This is a genomic window from Klebsiella sp. RCJ4 (assembly GCF_009025755.1).
Taxonomy (GTDB): domain Bacteria; phylum Pseudomonadota; class Gammaproteobacteria; order Enterobacterales; family Enterobacteriaceae; genus Klebsiella; species Klebsiella michiganensis.
In genome coordinates this window covers 243,917-263,587 of the sequence record NZ_WCIN01000037.1, presented here as the reverse complement: position 1 = coordinate 263,587, position 19,671 = coordinate 243,917, and the positions used below count along the sequence as shown (strand labels likewise).

General features: G+C 54.4%; 15 protein-coding genes. 6 read left to right on the top strand and 9 right to left on the bottom strand.

Annotated features, from left to right (window positions below; all coding sequences use genetic code 11):
• From F8562_RS14760 to F8562_RS14740, 5 genes are all read left to right on the top strand, one after another.
• A complete protein-coding gene (locus F8562_RS14760) occupies positions 1-687 on the top strand; it encodes a fimbrial assembly chaperone (RefSeq protein ID WP_014837144.1) in 687 nt (228 codons plus the stop codon).
• Complete coding sequence (locus F8562_RS14755) at positions 641-3,229, top strand: fimbria/pilus outer membrane usher protein (RefSeq protein WP_042933939.1); 2,589 nt, start codon at positions 641-643, stop codon at positions 3,227-3,229. The genes F8562_RS14760 and F8562_RS14755 overlap by 47 nt, the downstream gene beginning before the upstream one ends.
• A gap of 47 nt (positions 3,230-3,276) precedes the next feature.
• Complete coding sequence (locus F8562_RS14750) at positions 3,277-3,840, top strand: fimbrial protein (RefSeq protein ID WP_077253176.1); 564 nt, start codon at positions 3,277-3,279, stop codon at positions 3,838-3,840.
• Positions 3,841-3,862: 22 nt separating this feature from the next.
• Positions 3,863-4,966: a type 1 fimbrial protein gene (locus F8562_RS14745; RefSeq protein WP_014837147.1), complete on the top strand. Its 1,104-nt coding sequence runs from the start codon at positions 3,863-3,865 to the stop codon at positions 4,964-4,966.
• Positions 4,967-5,229: 263 nt separating this feature from the next.
• Positions 5,230-6,330, top strand: coding sequence for a type 1 fimbrial protein (locus tag F8562_RS14740; RefSeq protein ID WP_014837148.1), 1,101 nt, complete (start codon positions 5,230-5,232; stop codon positions 6,328-6,330).
• A gap of 45 nt (positions 6,331-6,375) precedes the next feature.
• On the opposite strand, the gene actP is transcribed toward F8562_RS14740, so the two are convergent.
• From actP to acs, 3 genes are all read right to left on the bottom strand, one after another.
• Positions 6,376-8,025, bottom strand: coding sequence for a cation/acetate symporter ActP (gene actP, locus F8562_RS14735; protein WP_014227565.1), 1,650 nt, complete (start codon positions 8,023-8,025; stop codon positions 6,376-6,378).
• Positions 8,022-8,336, bottom strand: a complete 315-nt coding sequence (locus F8562_RS14730) for a DUF485 domain-containing protein (RefSeq protein WP_014227566.1) — start codon at positions 8,334-8,336, stop codon at positions 8,022-8,024. Before F8562_RS14730 ends, actP begins: the two co-directional genes overlap by 4 nt.
• Positions 8,337-8,516: 180 nt before the next feature.
• Positions 8,517-10,475: an acetate--CoA ligase gene (gene acs, locus F8562_RS14725; RefSeq protein WP_014837149.1), complete on the bottom strand. Its 1,959-nt coding sequence runs from the start codon at positions 10,473-10,475 to the stop codon at positions 8,517-8,519.
• A gap of 411 nt (positions 10,476-10,886) precedes the next feature.
• Here acs and gltP point away from each other — a divergent pair, with 411 nt between their 5' ends.
• Positions 10,887-12,200: a glutamate/aspartate:proton symporter GltP gene (gene gltP, locus F8562_RS14715; RefSeq protein ID WP_004109428.1), complete on the top strand. Its 1,314-nt coding sequence runs from the start codon at positions 10,887-10,889 to the stop codon at positions 12,198-12,200.
• Between the two features lie 36 nt (positions 12,201-12,236).
• On the opposite strand, the gene F8562_RS14710 is transcribed toward gltP, so the two are convergent.
• The 6 genes from F8562_RS14710 to alsA all read right to left on the bottom strand — a co-directional run bounded on the left by F8562_RS14710 (position 12,237) and on the right by alsA (position 19,628).
• Positions 12,237-12,920 carry a tetratricopeptide repeat protein gene (locus F8562_RS14710; protein WP_014837150.1) on the bottom strand — a complete coding sequence of 228 codons (684 nt, stop codon included), beginning with the start codon at positions 12,918-12,920 and terminating at the stop codon, positions 12,237-12,239.
• A gap of 206 nt (positions 12,921-13,126) precedes the next feature.
• A complete protein-coding gene (locus tag F8562_RS14705) occupies positions 13,127-15,274 on the bottom strand; it encodes a formate dehydrogenase H subunit alpha, selenocysteine-containing (RefSeq protein ID WP_014837151.1) in 2,148 nt (715 codons plus the stop codon).
• Between the two features lie 261 nt (positions 15,275-15,535).
• Entirely contained in the window at positions 15,536-16,447 is a 912-nt protein-coding gene (gene alsK, locus F8562_RS14700) for an allose kinase (protein WP_014227570.1), read from the bottom strand.
• Positions 16,431-17,126, bottom strand: a complete 696-nt coding sequence (gene alsE / locus F8562_RS14695) for a D-allulose 6-phosphate 3-epimerase (protein WP_014227571.1) — start codon at positions 17,124-17,126, stop codon at positions 16,431-16,433. The genes alsK and alsE overlap by 17 nt, the downstream gene beginning before the upstream one ends.
• Positions 17,127-17,136: 10 nt before the next feature.
• Positions 17,137-18,117, bottom strand: a complete 981-nt coding sequence (gene alsC / locus F8562_RS14690; RefSeq protein ID WP_014837152.1) for a D-allose ABC transporter permease — start codon at positions 18,115-18,117, stop codon at positions 17,137-17,139.
• Positions 18,096-19,628, bottom strand: coding sequence for a D-allose ABC transporter ATP-binding protein AlsA (gene alsA / locus F8562_RS14685; protein ID WP_014837153.1), 1,533 nt, complete (start codon positions 19,626-19,628; stop codon positions 18,096-18,098). The genes alsC and alsA overlap by 22 nt, the downstream gene beginning before the upstream one ends.
• Between the last annotated feature and the right edge of the window lie 43 nt (positions 19,629-19,671).

Below are 19,671 nucleotides of genomic sequence, written 5' to 3'. Positions count from 1 at the left end.
ATGAAAAAATTAGCTTACTTTATCTGTTTTTGTTCCTGCCTGTCTGTCGCGCAGGCCAGCGTGGTGGTGGGCGGTACGCGAGTGATATTCGATGGTACGCAAAAGGCAGCGACGGTATCTGTGCAAAATAAAGATAACGTTACAAATATTGTCCAGTCCTGGATCGCAGTTGTGGATGAGGCATCACCAGCAAAAGATTCCTTTATTACCACCCCTCCGCTGTTTCGCCTGAAGGCTGGCGAACAAGGGTTTGTCCGAATCCTCCGCTCAGGTAAACCGCTGCCCGAAGAGCGAGAGTCGATGTTTTGGCTGAATATTAAAGGTATTCCCGCTATGGATAGCGCGCCGGACAAAAACATGGTGCAGTTTGCCATTAACTCGCGGATTAAACTTATTTTTCGACCACCGGCATTAAAAAATGCCATACCGGAAAAGTTTGCCGAAAAACTGCAGTGGTCTGCTGAAGGCAGAGATATTAAAGTTAAAAACCCCTCGCCATTATATATGAACTTTTCTGATATTACGGTTAATGGTAAGTCAGTTCCTGAAGCATGGTTTGTTGCGCCTTTTTCAACCATAAAAATACCGGTAGCAAACACATCTTCACCAGGGAAAAAGAAAATCACATGGAGCGTGATCAATGACTATGGAATGCCGGGACCAAAATATACCGCCATCATTCAATAACGTTGGACAGAATTTTACATTCCTGTTGAAACGTGGCTACGTTGCCATTATTTCCTGCTTTATCACTATTCCGTTACCCGCTATCGCAGGTGAGTATTTCAATCCTCACCTATTGGAGGTCAATGAAACCGGTACAACGGCCGTCGACCTGAGCTATATTTCCCAGGAAACCGTTCCTCCGGGTGAATACAATCTTGATATTTATATTAACCAAGAATTTATTGCTTCCGAGTCAGTCAGATTCACCCAACAGAGTGAGGGTAATGACGTTTCTTCACCCTGTATCAGCGTCGCGCAGCTGAAAGCGTGGTCAATCAAAACGGAAAATTACCCCGAGCTTACGGCCGCGGGTTCCCGTTGTGCCAGGCTTTCAGCGATCCCTGGTTGGGGAACCACGGTATTACTTTCGCAACAGCGCGTAGATTTTAACGTGCCTCAGGTCGCGGTAATGCATCATCCGCGAGGATATGTCCCTGAAAGCCGGTGGCAGCAGGGTATTACCGCGGGGCTACTTAACTATAATCTCTCGGGGCAAAAGACCGATCCGCGGCACGGCGGCGAAGCGACGTCCAGCCAGTTTGTGAGCCTGCAGCCGGGTTTAAACGTCGGCCCGTGGCGTGTACGTAACTACAGTACCCTCAACCATAATGACGACGGTAACCAGTGGGACTCGGTCTACAGCTATATTTCACGTGATATCCAGGCCCTGAAAGGCCAGCTGATCCTGGGTCAGACGTATACGTCATCAAGCGTGTTCGACAGTATTAGCTTCACCGGGCTACAGCTGAACTCAGATAAAGAGATGCTGCCGGATAGCATGAATGGCTTTGCGCCGGTTATTAAAGGTATCGCCCGCACTACAGCCGACGTGACGGTTTATCAGAACGGATACAGCATTTATAAAACAACGGTTCCCCCAGGCGCGTTTGAAATAAACGATCTTTACCCAACCGGGAGCGCAGGCGATCTGAATGTGACGGTGAAAGAGTCCGATGGCAGTGAACAGAGCTTTGTGGTGCCTTTTGCTTCGCTGGCGATTTTGCAGCGCGAGGGCCAGATAGATTACGCCCTGAGCAGCGGCAAAACGCGTTCGGGAAGTTCCGGCGGAAAAGAATATCACTTCCTGCAATCTAACATCGCCTGGGGGGCATCGAGCAACATCACGCTGTATAGCGGTTTTCAGCAGTTGGAGAACAAATACAGTAATGTTCTTCTGGGGGCCGGACTTAACCTTGGCACGATCGGCGCGCTCTCCTTTGATGCATCCCAGTCCTGGGCAGATATAAAAGAGACGCCAACGTCGAATCACACGTCATCCAGCGAAGGGCAATCTTATCGCGTGCGCTTTAGTAAAGATATTCCGCAGACGGGAACCAACTTCTCCGTTGCCGGGTACCGTTACTCAACCCATGGCTATTACTCTCTGCAAAATTTTATTGATAGGTCGAATGCGCATAGCGGGTGCTGTTCATCAACGGGCCGGACTAAAGATCGTTTTGACGCTTCAGCTTCTCAGATTCTCGCAGGGTATGGTTCACTCTCCCTCTCACTGGTCAGTGAATCTTATTGGGATAATTCACGTATGGAGTCGTTGGGCGTGAGCTATAGCAACTCCCTTGGCCGCATTTCCTATTTTATTAACTACTCCTGTAGCCGAAATGTACGAAGCACAAGCCAGAATAGTGAGCGTGCTCAGACCAGCGATAATCTTGTTTCACTCACGGTGAGCGTGCCTTTTGGTGCGGATATCTCGGCCAGCTACAATATGAACAGCAGTCGGATGGGCGACACGACCCATAGCCTGGGTTTGAGTGGTTCTGCTTTTGCGGATCGTTCTCTGAACTGGAATATGCAGGAGGGTTACAATGCCAGCGATAAAAAGACTTCAGGAAACGTCAATCTAAACTATCAGGGTTCAAAAGGTGAAGTCACCGCGGGATACGGATATGACAGCTATAGCGCCCACTATAATTACTCGCTACGGGGCGGGATGGTTGCTCATTCCGGTGGTGTGACCCTTTCTCGTTATCTTGGCGAGAGCGTGGCGCTGGTTGAGGCGCCTGGCGTCAGCGATGTGGTAGTGCGCGGACAGACGAATATTACGACCGATGCCTTCGGATACGCCGTTGTACCCTTTGTTCGACCGTACCATGAAAATAATCTCTCTCTTGATGAACAGCAGGTCTCGGGAGCGGAAATCGATAATATTGTCAAAACGGTGGTTCCGACGCGCAATGCGATTGTAAAAGTCAAATATGATACCTGGATTGGCTATAAGGCGATGATGACCCTGCATTTTAATAATAAAGAGGTCCCTTTTGGCGCTATTATGACATTAGATAATGAAAGCCAGGAATATAAAGAAAAACGCAGCGCTATCGTCGGTGATTCCGGACAGGCCTATCTGACCGGGCTGCCTGAAAAAGGTCGGTTGTTTGTGAAGTGGGGTGATAGCCAAAATAGCCAATGCTATGTGGACTATGATTTATCAGTCAATAAATCGGTTGATGATATCATTTTTTATGCAGCGGATTGCCGCTGATGAATAGCTGGATAATTGCCTTAATAGATAAACTCAGGATGGAAGCGATGAGGATAAGCAATGGCGGGATATTAACGAAGTCGTACGGGTTATTTATCATCAGTATTGGCTTTGCATCGATATCCATTAATCCCGCCTGGGCCTATGATACGTCGAGTAGCGTCAATTTTAATATCACCGGTAAAATTGAAGAGCCCGTATGCGAGGTCTCGGTTAAACCCTCCAGCGCGATCGATCTGGGTACCGTATCTTATCAAAAGCTTACCAACAAACCGGGCGCGAGCAGTGATGCCACGACCGTGTCCATTGCCTTTGATAATTGTTCAACGGGTATGGCGTCAGTGACGATAACGTTTAGCGGTAATTCATTTGACAGTACTTACTCCAGTATTTATGAGAATGAGCTAATTGACGGCGCAAAAGGCGTTGGGCTACAGCTGCTAAGCACGGTAGATCAGAAATCCCTGGGACCAAACGACAGCTATACCTATCTTTTTAATGAGGGTGCAGAACCTATTTTTAATATGAGTGCCAGAATGTATACGCCGAATGGACGAGTCACGGCGGGAAATGTCGCCTATACGGTCACTTTTAATGTGTCATATAAGTGAGCCGTTCTCGCGAGGGAGAGGTATGAAAAAGTCTATTTTATTGTTGTTAGCCTGCTTACTACCGGCTTACAGTTGGGCATGTAAAACGGGGGCAAACTCGGGCGATATCGCTTTAACTAATTTGCCCCCGCAGATACTGGTTAATGCGGGTAGCTACTCGGCGGGGACCATCCTTTATGATTCAGGACAGATAACGCATCCAACCACATCTCTTACGGATTGTCGGGGTTGGTTATATGCACTGTTCGGGTGGAGCTCGGGGAATGCGGGCACCTTAGTGGGGGATAACATCTACTCGACCTCCGTGCAGGGTATCGGTATTCGCGTCAAATTCTGGCTCAATATCACGGGTGAATATGGCGGTGATACCGATGATTTTAATGCTGACTACAGCGTTCACCATATCGGTGATGAAGACTTATATCTGGGAAAACCAAATGGCTTTCTTGATGACAAGGCAAGCACATATTATGCGCCAACGTACCAGGTCCAGCTTGTGGCAACGGGGGGAGCTATTGCCAGTAACAGCACGCTGACGCTGGCCGATCCGATTTCCACGGTTTCTATTCTGGATCTTGACGGAACGATGGCTATTTCCCAGCTGCACGTGACGGGCTCGACAAAAATCCAGCTGACCCCTATGGGATGCTCGGTTGATTCGACCGCGCTGAATTTCCAAATGGGCTCAGTGAAAACAAGTGAGTTTAATGTTTCTAACAAGGTCGGATCGGTTCAGCAAACGCTTACCCTAACCTGTGAGCCGGGAACTGCCGTGACGATGCGCGTTACGGCGACAGAAGCAGAAGGTGATAATCCCGATCATTCCGTGATTGCGTTAACACCCGGCGAAAACGTAGCGACCGGCGTTGGGGTACAGTTGAATCTTAATAATGCACCCCTCATCGTGAATTATTTTAACTACAAAGTATTTGGAACCACAAAAAGAACGGAGGTAACGAATTCTGGCGCGGAGGCCAGCTATTTGATCTTCACCGATCCTGATAATCCGGGCGGTGCGGCGGCATCGAACGTCCTGACGTTTACCGCGAACTATTACAAAACCGGAGCTAAAGTGACGCCAGGTATCGCGAATGCGAGCGGAACGATAACCTTTACTTATCAATAAAATATTCCCCAATCGGTAAGCCGGGAAAAGAGAGATGAATGCGCCGTATTAGCTTCAGCGGGCTACAGCAGCTATGACAGTGTAGCAGAAAGGCCATGAGCCAAACGACAGCTATACCTGTTTTTTCATTGAAGGTTCTGAGCCTATTTTAAATATGGCAGGCGGGAATATTTTCGCCGAATGGACGAGTAACGGCGAGGAATATCTCCTGGACGGTCACTTTTAATGTGTCATATAAATGATACGACTTTTGCGGGTTTTATATGAAAAAAATTTTTTTACTTGTTCTTTTTTTAATTTCCCCGGGTTATGTGTGGGCCTGTGGCTATGGATTAAATTATGGTGATGTATCAATCACTAATTTACCATCCAAGCTATTGCTTAGCGCAGGTAATTATTCTCCTGGGACCGTTATTTATGATTCAGGGAAAATATACCATCCCAAAACCAGTGTTCTCGACTGTACCGGTAGTTTATATGCCCGCTTTACATGGTCACCTGGCATAGCGACTACGCTTGTCGGTAATAACATCTATGAAACGTCGGTGCCGGGAATAGGTATCAGAGTTAACGTATGGTTAAATACTACGGGGGAATATGATGGTGTTTCATCTGTATTTAATGTCGATAACAGTGAACACCATATTGGTGATGCTGATTTTCCTCTTGTCAAACCGGGCTTTTTTGCTTTCAGTGCCAGTACGAATTATTCCCCTGTCTATCAGTTACAGCTCGTTGCTACAGGCGGAAGCATTGCCAGTAATAGTTCTCTAAGCTTTACCGACCCGGTATCAACCGTAGCAATGAAAGACAGCAACGGCGAATTGGTTATTTCTCAGCTGCATATCAGCGGGACAACCCATATTCAGCTCGTTCCTATGGGATGTACCGCCAGTACGGCCGCACTGAATTTCCAAATGGGCTCAGTGAAAACAAGCGAGTTTAATGTTTCTAACAAAGTCGGTTCAGTTCATCAAACGCTCACCCTAACCTGTGAGCCAGGTACCTTCGTGACGATGCGCGTTACGGCAACAGAAGCGGAAGGGGATAATCCCGGTCATTCCGTGATTGCATTAACACCGGGTGAAAATGTAGCGACCGGCGTTGGGGTGCAGTTGAACATCTTTGACACGGCGCTTGCCGTGAATAACTCAATCTACAGAGTGTTTGCAGAGTCGAAAAGAACTACGGTAACGAATTCAGAAGCGGAGGCCAGCTATTCGATATTCACCGATCCTGATAATCCCGGCGGGGCGGAGGCATCGAACACCTTGACCTTTACCGCGAACTATTACAAATACGGAACCGAAGTGACGCCGGGTGAAGCCAATGCGAGCGGAACGCTGACTTTTAGCTACAACTAATGCATCAACACTACCCCGGCCAGCAGGCCGGGGTACGGGCAATCATTAATGCGCCTGGCCTTTCTCGATGCCTATACCGGTCTGCGAACGGATAAACTGGGCGCGGAACAGCTCGCGTTCGCGCGCGCCTTCCGCGGAGCTATCGGTGGCGGAGAAGAACCAGATACCGATAAAGGCCACGGCGATAGAGAACAGCGCCGGATATTCATACGGGAATATCGCCTTTTCGTGACCGAGGATCTGCACCCAGATGGTCGGGCCGAGGATCATCAGAATCACCGCGGTCAGCAGACCCAGCCAGCCGCCAATCATCGCCCCGCGGGTGGTCAGCTTCGACCAGTACATCGACAGCAGGATAATCGGGAAGTTACAGCTGGCGGCGATGGAGAACGCGAGGCCGACCATAAAGGCGATGTTCTGATTCTCGAACAGGATGCCCAGCAGAATCGCCACCACGCCGAGGATCAGCACGGTAATCTTCGACACCTTCAGCTCCTGACGCTCGGTCGCTCCTTTACGGAACACGTTCGCATACAGGTCGTGAGAGACCGCCGACGCGCCCGCCAGCGTTAATCCTGCGACCACCGCCAGAATAGTGGCGAAGGCCACGGCGGAGATAAAGCCGAGGAACAGATTACCGCCGACCGCGTCCGCCAGATGCACCGCCGCCATATTGTTACCGCCGATAAGCTGACCGGCCGCGTCTTTGAACGCCGGATTCGCCCCCACCAGCATGATGGCGCCGAAGCCGATGATAAAGGTCAGAATATAGAAGTAGCCCATAAAGCCGGTGGCGTAGAACACGCTCTTACGCGCTTCTTTGGCGTCGCTCACGGTGAAGAAGCGCATCAGAATATGCGGCAGACCCGCGGTGCCGAACATCAGCCCGAGGCCGAGCGACAGCGCCGATATCGGGTCTTTCACCAGTCCGCCTGGGCTCATTATCGCCGAGCCTTTCGGGTGGACCGCCATCGCTTCGGTGAACAGATTATTGAAGCTGAAGCCGACGTGCTTCATCACCATAAAGGCCATAAAGCTGGCGCCGAACAGCAGCAGGACCGCTTTGATAATCTGCACCCAGGTGGTGGCGAGCATGCCGCCAAAGAGGACGTAAAGCACCATCAGCACGCCGACCAGCACCACCGCAACGTGGTAGTTGAGGCCGAACAGCAGCTGGATAAGCTTACCCGCACCGACCATCTGGGCTATCAAATAGAGCGCCACCACCACCAGCGAACCGCAGGCGGAGAGGGTGCGGATCGGCCCCTGTTTAAGACGATAGGACGCTACGTCGGCAAACGTGTAGCGCCCGAGGTTACGCAGGCGTTCGGCGATAAGAAACAGAATAATCGGCCAGCCGACGAGAAAACCGAGCGAGTAGATCAGCCCATCGTAGCCGGAGGTGTAAACCAGCGCGGAAATGCCGAGGAACGAGGCCGCCGACATAAAATCGCCGGCAATCGCCAACCCGTTCTGGAAACCGGTGATATTGCCGCCCGCGGTGTAGTAATCGCTGCGCGAACGTACGCGTTTTGAGGCCCACCAGGTGATATAGAGCGTCAGGGCGACGAAAATCAGGAACATGATAATCGCCTGCCAGTTGGTCGGCTGGCGCTGTACCGCGCCGGTGAGAGCATCTGCGGCATTGACGGTCAACGGGAGCGTGGCGGCGAGCGCCGTCAGGACTTTCTTCATGATGCTTTAACCTCGCTGAGAATGCTTTTCGTCATCCGATCAAATTCACCATTTGCCCGCCAGACGTATATTCCGGTTAAGACGAAAGAGATAACGATCACGCCGATACCAATCGGAATACCCCGGGTGACGCTGGTTCCCGCATGCAGCGGCGTGCCCAGCCAGCCGGGGGCGAAGGCGATAAGCAGAATAAAGCCCACATAAATCACCAGCATAATCAGTGACAGGATGGCGGCAAACCTTTGCCGGGCTGCAACAAGCTCCTTAAAATGCGCACTATTTTCTATCCGCTGACAAATCTGTTCGTTCATCGTAGCGTCTCCAGAGGTTCCCTTTCGTCATTCACGCGCCGGTCGTCGGCAACACTCATCCGCCCGGCAGTTAACTGTCGGGAATCAGCCTGTTTACCGCTTTCCTGCTACCTGAAATCCTTGGGGAGTCGTAATTATATCCTCTCCCCCGGTGGGGAGAGGGTGTAGGGGATCGTTGGTTTACGATGGCATAGCGATGGCCTGCTTCTCTTCGAGCAGTTTTTCCACCACGCCAGGATCGGCAAGCGTTGAGGTATCGCCGAGGTTACTGGTATCGCCCGCGGCAATTTTGCGCAGAATGCGGCGCATGATTTTGCCCGAACGGGTTTTCGGTAACGAATCGGTCCAGTGCAGCACGTCCGGCGTCGCCAGCGGGCCAATCTCTTTACGTACCCAGTTGCGCACCTCGGCGTACAGCTCCGGCGTCGGCTCTTCGCCATGGTTGAGGGTCACGTAGGCGTAGATGGCCTGGCCTTTAATGTTATGCGGAATGCCGACCACCGCCGCTTCGGCGATTTTCGGATGCGACACCAGCGCCGATTCAATTTCGGCGGTACCCAGACGGTGGCCGGAAACGTTCAGCACGTCATCGACGCGGCCGGTGATCCAGTAGTAGCCATCTTCGTCACGGCGCGCGCCGTCGCCGCTGAAGTACATATTTTTAAAGGTGGAGAAGTAGGTTTGTTCGAAGCGTTCGTGGTCGCCAAACAGCGTGCGCGCCTGGCCCGGCCAGGAGTCGGCGATCGCCAGGTTCCCCTCGGTCGCGCCTTCCAGCGGCGCGCCTTCGTTATCCACCAGCACCGGCTGGACGCCGAAGAAGGGACGCGTGGCGGAACCGGCCTTCAGCTCGATAGCGCCGGGCAGCGGGGTGATCATAAAGCCGCCGGTTTCGGTCTGCCACCAGGTGTCCATCACCGGGCACTTCTCGTTGCCGATCTTCTTCCAGTACCACTCCCAGGCTTCCGGGTTAATCGGTTCGCCGACGGAGCCGAGAATGCGCAGGGAAGAGCGGTCGGTGCCTTCGATGGCCTTATCGCCCTCCGCCATCAGCGCGCGGATCGCCGTAGGGGCGGTATAAAGAATGTTGACCTGATGCTTATCGACCACCTGGCACATACGCGCCGGGGTCGGCCAGTTCGGTACGCCTTCGAACATCAGCGTCGTCGCGCCGCAGGCCAGCGGGCCGTAGAGCAGGTAGCTATGGCCGGTGACCCAACCGACGTCGGCGGTGCACCAGTAGATGTCGCCAGGATGATAGTCGAACACGTATTTAAAGGTTGACGCCGCATAGACCAGGTAGCCGCCGGTGGTGTGCAGCACGCCTTTTGGCTTACCGGTCGAACCGGAGGTATAAAGGATAAACAGCGGATCTTCGGCGTTCATCTCTTCGGGCTGGTGTTCCGCGCTGGCTTTTTCGATCAGATCGCTCCACCACAGATCGCGGCCTTCCTGCCAGTCGATTTTGCCGCCGGTACGTTTGAACACCACCACGTTTTCGATGCTCTTCACGTGCGGATTTTTTAGCGCGTCGTCGACGTTCTTCTTCAGCGGGATCGCGCGACCGGCGCGCAGCCCTTCATCCGAGGTGATCACCAGGCGAGAGTTGGAATCGATAATACGGCCGGCGACCGCCTCCGGCGAGAAGCCGCCGAAAATGACCGAATGGATAGCGCCGATGCGCGCGCAGGCCAGCATGGCCACCGCCGCTTCCGGCACCATCGGCATATAGATAGCCACGACATCGCCCTTTTTAATGCCCAGATCGAGCAGGACGTTGGCAAAGCGGCAGACATCGCGATGAAGCTCGCGATAAGTGATGTTTTTGCTCTGGCTGGCATCGTCGCCTTCCCAGATGATGGCCGTCTGGTCGCCGCGCTCCGCCAGATGGCGATCGAGGCAGTTAGCGGCGAGGTTCAGCGTACCGTCTTCATACCACTTAATGGAAATATTGCCCGGCGCGAACGAGGTGTTTTTCACGCGCGTATAGGGTTTTATCCAGTCAAGGATTTTGCCCTGCTCGCCCCAGAAGGCGTCAGGTTCGGTGACGGACTGCTGATACTGCGCCTGGTACTGTTCCGGGTTAATCAGGCAACGTTCCGCAATATTAGCGGGAATAGAGTGTTTATGTATTTGGCTCATGGCTTTTTTTCTCCTGTAGGTTGTTAAATATATGTCAAATAAACGTTAATAGTAGGGGCTTTGGCGGCTTTGTTTGCTATTTGGGGGGCAGATCACGCAATAATTAAATTGAATGAAAAGCAATCAAATGAAACTTTGATATGAAATAATTTCTGAATTGAATTTATAGAAAATGAATATATTAAATATTTTTTATAACAAATACTTATGCAACATAAGGTGGGGATATTAGCGGGTTTATGCATAAAACCAGAGTAAACCGCTGTTCTTAAAGACTTGCGCAGCATGCCGTGCAAATGATACTGATATTGCGCGTTAAATAACCCTATAAAGCAACGCAACACAATTCATACCCCTTTCAGTGGGTGCCATTACCTCCCGGAATGGCGCTTTTCATCGAGGAAGTCTGTAGTGAAGAAAAAAACAAAAGTCAGCCTGGCCTGGCAAATTTTGCTGGCTCTGGTGCTGGGCATACTTCTGGGCAGTTACCTGCATTACCATGCCGAAAGCCGTGACTGGTTAATCTCAAACCTGCTGACCCCGGCAGGCGATATCTTTATCCATCTGATTAAAATGATCGTCGTACCGATCGTCATCTCGACCCTGGTGGTCGGTATTGCGGGCGTGGGCGATGCGAAGCAGCTGGGCCGTATCGGTGCGAAGACCATTATCTATTTTGAAGTGATCACCACGGTGGCGATCGTGCTGGGGATTACCCTGGCTAACGTCTTCCAGCCGGGGAGCGGAATCGATATGTCGCAGCTGGCGGCGGTGGATATTTCGAAATATCAAAACACCACGGCGGAAGTGCAGAGCCACGCGCATGGCCTGATGGGCACGATCCTCTCGCTGGTCCCGACCAATATCGTGGCCTCGATGGCGAAAGGCGACATGCTGCCGATCATCTTCTTCTCGGTGCTGTTTGGTCTGGGCCTCTCCTCGCTGCCCGCCACCCACCGCGAACCGCTGGTAACGGTGTTCCGCTCTATCTCTGAAACCATGTTCAAAGTGACGCACATGGTCATGCGCTATGCGCCGGTGGGCGTGTTCGCGCTGATTTCGGTGACCGTGGCGACCTTCGGCTTCGCCTCGCTGTGGCCGCTGGCGAAGCTGGTGATTCTGGTTTATTTCGCCATTCTGTTCTTTGCGCTGGTGGTATTAGGCATCGTGGCGCGGGTGTGCGGACTGAGCATCTGGACCCTGATCCGCATTCTGAAGGATGAGCTGATTCTGGCCTACTCTACCGCCAGCTCCGAGAGCGTGCTGCCGCGTATTATTGAGAAGATGGAAGCCTATGGCGCGCCGGCGTCAATCACCAGCTTCGTGGTGCCGACCGGCTACTCCTTTAACCTCGATGGCTCAACGCTGTATCAGAGCATTGCGGCGATCTTTATTGCCCAGCTGTACGGTATCGACCTCTCCATCTGGCAGGAAATTACCCTTGTGCTGACGCTGATGGTGACGTCGAAAGGGATTGCCGGCGTACCGGGCGTCTCCTTCGTGGTGCTGCTGGCGACGCTGGGCAGCGTGGGCATTCCGCTGGAAGGTCTGGCGTTTATCGCCGGCGTTGACCGTATCCTCGATATGGCGCGTACCGCGCTGAACGTGGTGGGCAACGCGCTGGCGGTGCTGGTTATCGCCAAATGGGAACACAAGTTTGACCGCAAAAAAGCGCTGGCGTACGAGCGTGAAGTGCTGGGAAAATTTGATAAAACGGCGCAATAAAACAGAAAGCCCGGTGACATCGCACCGGGCTTTTTCTTATCTTTTACTGATCCTGTCGAACTCTTCACAGCCGGTATCAAACCCCTCCTGACAGCTGACGTTGAGCCAGTGCAGCGCTTTCTGCTTGTTGGGTTCGATAAAGCCTTTTTCCCCCTGCTGGAAAAGCATCCCGGCCCAGTATTCAGCGTAGCCGGTGCGGGAGAGGGCAGAGCTCTCTTTAAAATACTGCGTCGCCTTTACGTCATCTTCCGGGGGATGAACGCCGCTGGCGTAGATCAGCCCCAGCAGCATCTGGGCGTCGACGGCTGAATCGCTTTCCGGATCCTGGGCGGCATGCTGTAACAGGGAGATGGCGTGCGGATAGTTCGGCGTACCGGCCTGCTGGTTCACCAGCACCCGGGCGAGGACAATTTCTCCCGCCCTGCTGCCGGTCTGCACCGACTTTTCCGCCAGCGCTTTCGCCTGGCGGTAGTCGGCCTGCTGCGGATTGCGGATTTTGAGCTGAGCCAGCAGCGCCAGCGCATCGCCGTCGCCCTTGTCTGCCGCTTTCTGCGCCCAGTATTCAGCCTGCGGAAAATCGCCGAAGCTGACGTAAGTGTCGGCCAGGTAGTACTGCGCGCGCGGGTCGCCCGCTTCGGCCAGCGGTTTGTACTGGCTGCCGGGTTCCATGGCGCCTGCGGCGACGCTTGCCATCACCAGCAGTAAATAGAGGTATTTCATTTTTTATTATCGGTAGAGGACATAGCGAGCAGTATAAAGGCAGGTGAAGGAGAAGAAAACGACGGGAACGAGTGGGGGATACTCATGGTTTATCCGAATAATCGTGCCGTCTGTTTCCCCGGGGGCGGCGCTGACGCGCCTTGCCCGGGCTACGGATTGTGTAGCCCGGACAGGTGCGAAGCACCGCCTCCGGGGAGGCGGCCTGATTAGCCCATCGCGCTTTCGCGCAGGCGGGTTTTAAGCTTATTGTACTCGTCAATCACGTACTGCTCGGCGGCCCGCTGGTCGGCAATCGGCTCAACGTTGACGGCGCAGTACTTATACTCCGGCGTTTTGGTTATCGGGCTCAGGTTCTCGGAAACCAGCTCGTTACAGGCGCCAATCCACCACTGGTAGGTCATATAGACCGCCCCTTTATTCGGACGATCGCTGACCTGCGCGCGGGTGATAATACGGCCCTTACGCGAGTTCACCCACACCAGCGCCTCATCCTCAATGCCCAGACGTTCGGCATCGGCGGTATTGATCTGCGCATAGCCCGGTTCATCCGCCAGCGCGGCCAGCGCCGCACAGTTGCCGGTCATCGAACGGCACGAGTAGTGGCCGACTTCGCGCACCGTCGACAGCACCATCGGGTATTCGTCGGTGAGCTTGTCAATCGGCGCGACCCAGTCGCAGGTGAAGAACTGCGCCAGGCCGTTGGGGGTATCGAACTTCTCTTTAAACAGATAAGAGGTCCCCTGGTCGGCGTCGGACTCATCGCGGCACGGCCACATGACGTAGCCCAGCTCGCCCATTTTCTCGTAGGTGGCGCCGTAGAAATCCGGGCACAGATGACGCAACTCGTCCCAGATTTCCTGAGTGTTGTTGTAGTGCATCTTGTAGCCCATCCGGGTGGCGATTTCGCTGATGATCTGCCAGTCGGTTTTCAGGTCCCACTTCGGCTCTACCGCTTTAAAGAAGCGCTGGAAGCCGCGGTCCGCTGCGGTATAAACGCCTTCGTGCTCGCCCCACGAGGTGGAGGGCAGGATAACGTCGGCCGCTGAGGCGGTTTTGGTCATGAAAATATCCTGGACGATAACCAGTTCCAGATCGTCGAAAGCCTTACGCACGGCGGACAGCTCGGCGTCGGTCTGGAGCGGATCTTCCCCCATGATGTACGCCGCCCGCACTTCGCCATGCGCCGCGCGGTGCGGCAGCTCGCTGATGCGGTAGCCGGTATGCGCCGGCAGGCTGTCGACGCCCCAGGCTTTGGCGAACTTCTCGCGGTTTTCCGGGAACTTAACGTACTGATAGCCCGGATAGGTATCCGGCAGCGCGCCCATGTCGCAGGCGCCCTGAACGTTGTTCTGGCCGCGCACCGGGTTGACGCCGACGCTCGGCTTGCCGAGGTTGCCGGTGAGGATCGCCAGGCTGGTCAGCGAACGTACGGTCTCCACGCCCTGGTAGAACTGGGTGACGCCCATGCCCCACAGGATGGCGGCGGATTTCGCGCTGGCGTACATGCGGGCGCAGGCGCGGATCTCCTGGGCACTCACGCCGGTAATCTCTTCCACCGACTCCGGCGTATAGCCTTCGACGATTTTGCGATACTCTTCGAAGCCTTCGGAACGGCTGGCGACGAAGGATTTATCGTAGAGATCCTCTTCGATGATCACGTGCCCGATAGCGTTGAGCAGCGCGATATTCGAGCCGTTCTTCAGCGCAATGTGCATATCGGCGATGCGCGCGGTTTCGACTTTACGCGGATCGCAGACGATGATTTTCGCCCCATTGCGTTTGGCGTTAATCACGTGATTCGCCACAATAGGGTGTGAATCTGCCGGGTTATACCCGAAGATAAACACGAGATCGGTGTTGTCGATCTCGGTGATGGCATTACTCATAGCGCCGTTACCGACCGATTGGTGCAGACCTGCAACCGATGGGCCGTGTCAGACGCGAGCGCAGCAGTCGACGTTATTGGTACCAATAACGGCGCGCGCGAATTTTTGCATCACATAGTTGGTTTCGTTACCCGTCCCGCGGGACGAACCGGTAGTCTGAATCGCGTCCGGGCCATACTTCTCTTTAATGGCGCTGAGGCGAGTGGCGACGTAATCGAGCGCCTCATCCCAGGAGACGGATTCCAGCTTGCCGCCGCGCTGGCGACGGATCATCGGGGTTTTCAGGCGCGGGGTAAGGATCTGGGTATCGTTAATGAAGTCCCAGCCATAATAGCCTTTCAGACACAGGGTTCCCTGGTTGGTTTTCCCCTGTGCCGCCTCCGCCCGAACGATTTTGCCGTTATCGACCACCAGGTTGATTTTGCAACCTGATGCGCAATACGGGCAAACCGTGACGACTTTTTTCATCGGTCTTGCTCCAGTTAATCAATTGGCGCATACGCGCTATCGCGCCGTCACTATGCATCTTCTATGCCATGTTTTCACTGTGGGTATTGACTGATGATACGTCGTTTTTTTGGGCGAAATGCTGACGAAAAACAGGCTATCGTCAGTTTTGACGTGTCGACGCGGGCGCCTGTGACGCGGCCGGGTAGCCCGGCCAGGCGCGCAGCACCGCCGCCGAGGGGGCGGGAAGAGGCAGGTCCGGGCTTATGGGCGTTACCTCGGCTAGCTTAAATACCGGCTTCTCGCCAGCGCCGCCGCGCCCTGAGCGCCGTTAAACGCGGAAGAGGAGGCGGCGATAAAGCGTACGGCCTGATACGGCAGCGGACGGCGGACGTAGGTTTTGACCATGGCGATGACGGCTTCACGCGGGAAGGCGGGCATATCCATTACTCCGCCGCCGAGGATCACCGCATCGGGGTCGAACAGGTTGATGCTGGTGGCGATGGCGCGTGCGGCGTGGTTTAGCAGCTGCTGCACAAACGGCTCCCGCGCGGCGTGAACGAACAGCTCGCCCAGTTCATAGGCGCGCGGCTGCTGTTCATACCAGCGCTTTAGCGCAATCCCGGAGCAGACGGTTTCCAGACAGGCGGGGTTGCCGCAGGCGCAGATGAGGGCGTCATCCCCTTGCGGAATATGTCCCAGCTCGCCCGCCACGCCGTGGGCACCGGTCCACGGTCCGCCGTTCAGCCAGACCGCGAAGCCCATACCGGTGCCAAGATAGGCCGCCAGCACCTCCTGCTCCTGCAGGCCGTTCTGCTGCACATCAAAAGAGAGCTGCAGATTCACATCGCGGGAAAACTCCACCGGGCAGCCCAGCGCCGCTTCCAGCCGGTCGGCCAGATTATACAGGTCGGCGGCGGCCAGCGGCAGATTGGGCGTTGAGATAATCGTCCGCTTGTCTTTTGCCACCAGCGCCGGAAACCCCATCACCAGCCCGCAGCAGTGGGCGTCGTGCTGGGTCAGCTGCTGCTGCAGCAGGTTTTTAATACCGTTGACCAGGCCGTCGGCGCTAATCACGTCGGCGGTGCGCCGCTTTTCGCAGTGCAGCGCTTCGCCCTGCGCCGTTTGCAGGCAAAGCCGGATATGGGTCGCGCCCATATCTACGCCCGCGACGACGTTACGCTGTTTTTGCATGAGGCAGTACCTCGCGTTTTGCCGTCAGGATCTGCTCTGCCATGATCTGCCACGCGTCTTCTATCTTATCGGCGTGATTGAAGAGGCCTGAGGTGCCGACGATAAAGACGTCCGCGCCCGCCGCCATCAGTTTTTGATAGGTGGCTTTATTGCAGGAGCCGTCGATCTCGATCTCGTAGCTCAGCCCCTCGCGCTCGCGCCAGGCTTTCAGTTCGGCGATTTTTTCCAGCATCTCCGGGATAAACGGCTGCCCGGCGAAGCCAGGATCGACGGTCATCACCGTGATTTTGTCGGCTTTATGAATGTAGTACTTCATGGTCTCAACCGGGGTTTCCGGGTTAAGGATCAGTCCGACCTTCATGCCTTGGCGACGGATCTCTTCGATCAGGCGGAAGGCCTGGCCATTAATCGTTTCCGGATGCAGGGTGATAAAATCCGCCCCCGCCTGCGCCAGCTGGCTAATGTAGTCCTGCGGGCGGGTGACCATCAGATGGCAGTCCAGCGGTTTGCTGGCCAGCTTTTTGACCTGGCTGACGAAAAACGGCGACAGGGTCAGGTTTGGTACAAAATGACCGTCCATAATGTCGATGTGAAAATAGTCTGCGTGCTGGTCGATAAACTCGATCTGTTCTTTGAATTTCAGCAGATCCATACACATTAAAGAGGGAGCAATTTTCATGATAAATTCCTTACTTACTGATAAGACGGTCGAGGGCGACAGCCGCGATGATTAATCCGCCCATTACCACCAGCTGGTAGTAGGTTTGTACTTGCAGGATGTTCAGTCCGTTGTTGATAGTGCCGATAATCAGGCCGCCGATGACCACCGAGAAGATGCGTCCTTTACCGCCGAAGAAGCTGGTGCCGCCAATGATGGCGCTGGCGATGGCGTAGGTTTCAAAGCCCATGCCGGCCAGCGGTTCCGCCGCCCCGAGGCGGGCGGTGGAGACCACGCCCGCCAGCCCGGCGCAAACGCCGGAAATGATGAACACCAGCAGCATGTGGAACTTGACGTCGATGCCGGAGTAGAAAGCGGAGTGCTTGTTACCGCCCAGCGCGTAGATGTTGCGGCCCACGCGCATACGGGTGGTCAGGAACCACAGGATCACCGCCACAATCAGCGAGAAGATCACCGGAACCGGAATGCCCAGCGGCGTGGCGGCGAAAAAGTTAACGAAATCAAACGAAAACCCGTACACCGAATTGGCATCAGAGATCACCAGCGTAATACCGCGGAAGATGGCGTTGGTGCCGAGGGTAATAATGAACGGATGCAGGCCGGTCCAGTTGACCAGGCAGCCGTTGATGGCCCCCAGCGCGCCGCCGACCAGCACGCCGCCAATCAGCGCCGCGAGGAACGGGTCGACGCCCGCCAGCATCAGCTTCGCGGTGACCATCCCGGAGAGCGCGAGGATCGCCCCGACCGACAGGTCGATCCCGGCGACGAGGATCGCGAAGAACTCGCCCATGCCGATCAGGACGGTGACCGAGCTCTGGACGAAGATCTGCGTAATATTGTTGGTCGTCAGGAAGTACTCTGACGACAGGGTGCCGAAGATGGCGACGATGATGGCGAGAATAAAAAAGGTGCCGTATTTATCCCAGAACAGCGCGAAGTTAAACGGTTTTTTCTCGCCCATCTCGCCTTTCACTCTTGTGGTAGTGCCCATGCCATAATCTCCTCTTCGCTCATGTCGTCGCGATTGGTCAGGATTTGCGTCAGTCGCCCTTCGCAGAACACGGCAATGCGGTCGCAGACGGCGATAATTTCAGGTAGTTCGGACGACACCATCAGGATGACTTTTCCGTCATCGGCCAGCTGGCGCATCACTTTATAAATTTCGGCTTTTGCGCCCACGTCGATACCGCGCGTCGGCTCGTCAAAAATGATCACTTCGGGGTTGCAGCATAGCCATTTGGAAATCAGCACCTTCTGCTGGTTGCCGCCGGAGAGCTCGGTGATGTTCTGATCGACCGAATGGCACTTCAGCGCCAGCAGCTTGCGCTGCTCCTCCGCCGTTCTGCGTTCGTCGCCTTCGCGGAACAGCCCCATGGCCCCTTTGTAGCCGCCGCGCTTCAGGCTCTGGCTGACCGCCATATTCTGGGCGATGGAAAAATTGGGGAAAAAGCCGTTTTCCCGGCGGCTTTCGGTGATATACCCCATGCCTTTCTTTAAGGCGTCGAGCGGCGAGCGGGGCGAGATCGCCTTGCCGTTGAGGTATATTTCACCGCTGCTACGCTTATCGACTCCAAACAGGCAGTCCATCAGCTCGGTGCGCCCGGAGCCGACCAGCCCGGCAAAACCGAGAATTTCGCCGCGATTCACGCTAAATGAGATATCGCGTACCTTTTTCTTGTCATGGCTGGTGACGTTTTTCACTTCGAACACCGTCTCGCGGGCGATGTTGCCGGTGCTCTCTTTCATGGCGTTGAAGCGGTTTTGCAGCTCGCGGCCGACCATCAGGCGTACGATGTCGTCGTTATTCACTTCGCTGACCTTCCCGCTGCAGACGCTGCTGCCGTCTTTCATCACCGTGTAGCGGTCGCAGATGCGGCGTATTTCCGCCAGCTTGTGCGAGATATAAACAATGGCGGTGCCCTCTTTACGCAGCTGGTTCATGATCAGGAACAGATAGTCCACCTCTTTATTGGTCAGCGAGGAGGTCGGTTCATCCATGATCAGCACTTTAGCGTCGAGCATCAGCGTCTTGGCGATCTCCAGCATCTGCTTGTGGCTGATGGAGAGATTCGCCACCTTTTCGTCTAAATCGATCTTCAGCCCGACGCGCAGCAGCATCATCGCCGCCCGTACGCGCATTTCCTTCCAGTCGATCACGTTGACGCCGCAGACTTTTTTCGTCAGATGGCGGCCAATATATAAATTCTCCAGCACCGTTAATTCATCAATGACGCTGAGCTCCTGGTAAATAATACCAATGCCGAGCTGGGCCGCTAATTTATGGTCAAGCTTGTGGTAGTTAACGTTATTAATCGTAATGGTGCCTTTGGTCGGTTCATGTATTCCCGACAATACTTTCATCAGCGTTGATTTACCGGCACCGTTTTCCCCTAGTAACGCATGTATTTCATGGGGGTAAATAGTTAAATCAACCGATTTTAATGCGTGAACCGGGCCAAAGGATTTGCCGATCCCCGCCATTGAAATATATGGCGTGAGCATAGAAAATTTCCTTTATTACCGCTGCGTGATTTCCCCTCTCTCA

What these genes read in the sequence shown, in the direction of transcription:
- F8562_RS14730 (WP_014227566.1), bottom strand. Translation starts at nt 8,336, where the DNA reads ATGAACGAACAGATTTGTCAGCGGATAGAAAATAGTGCGCATTTTAAG.
- alsE (WP_014227571.1), bottom strand. Translation starts at nt 17,126, where the DNA reads ATGAAAATTGCTCCCTCTTTAATGTGTATGGATCTGCTGAAATTCAAA.
- F8562_RS14760 (WP_014837144.1), top strand. Translation starts at nt 1, where the DNA reads ATGAAAAAATTAGCTTACTTTATCTGTTTTTGTTCCTGCCTGTCTGTC.
- F8562_RS14755 (WP_042933939.1), top strand. Translation starts at nt 641, where the DNA reads ATGACTATGGAATGCCGGGACCAAAATATACCGCCATCATTCAATAAC.
- alsK (WP_014227570.1), bottom strand. Translation starts at nt 16,447, where the DNA reads ATGCAAAAACAGCGTAACGTCGTCGCGGGCGTAGATATGGGCGCGACC.
- acs (WP_014837149.1), bottom strand. Translation starts at nt 10,475, where the DNA reads ATGAGCCAAATACATAAACACTCTATTCCCGCTAATATTGCGGAACGT.
- alsC (WP_014837152.1), bottom strand. Translation starts at nt 18,117, where the DNA reads ATGGGCACTACCACAAGAGTGAAAGGCGAGATGGGCGAGAAAAAACCG.
- actP (WP_014227565.1), bottom strand. Translation starts at nt 8,025, where the DNA reads ATGAAGAAAGTCCTGACGGCGCTCGCCGCCACGCTCCCGTTGACCGTC.
- F8562_RS14740 (WP_014837148.1), top strand. Translation starts at nt 5,230, where the DNA reads ATGAAAAAAATTTTTTTACTTGTTCTTTTTTTAATTTCCCCGGGTTAT.
- F8562_RS14710 (WP_014837150.1), bottom strand. Translation starts at nt 12,920, where the DNA reads ATGAAATACCTCTATTTACTGCTGGTGATGGCAAGCGTCGCCGCAGGC.
- F8562_RS14745 (WP_014837147.1), top strand. Translation starts at nt 3,863, where the DNA reads ATGAAAAAGTCTATTTTATTGTTGTTAGCCTGCTTACTACCGGCTTAC.
- alsA (WP_014837153.1), bottom strand. Translation starts at nt 19,628, where the DNA reads ATGCTCACGCCATATATTTCAATGGCGGGGATCGGCAAATCCTTTGGC.
- F8562_RS14750 (WP_077253176.1), top strand. Translation starts at nt 3,277, where the DNA reads ATGAGGATAAGCAATGGCGGGATATTAACGAAGTCGTACGGGTTATTT.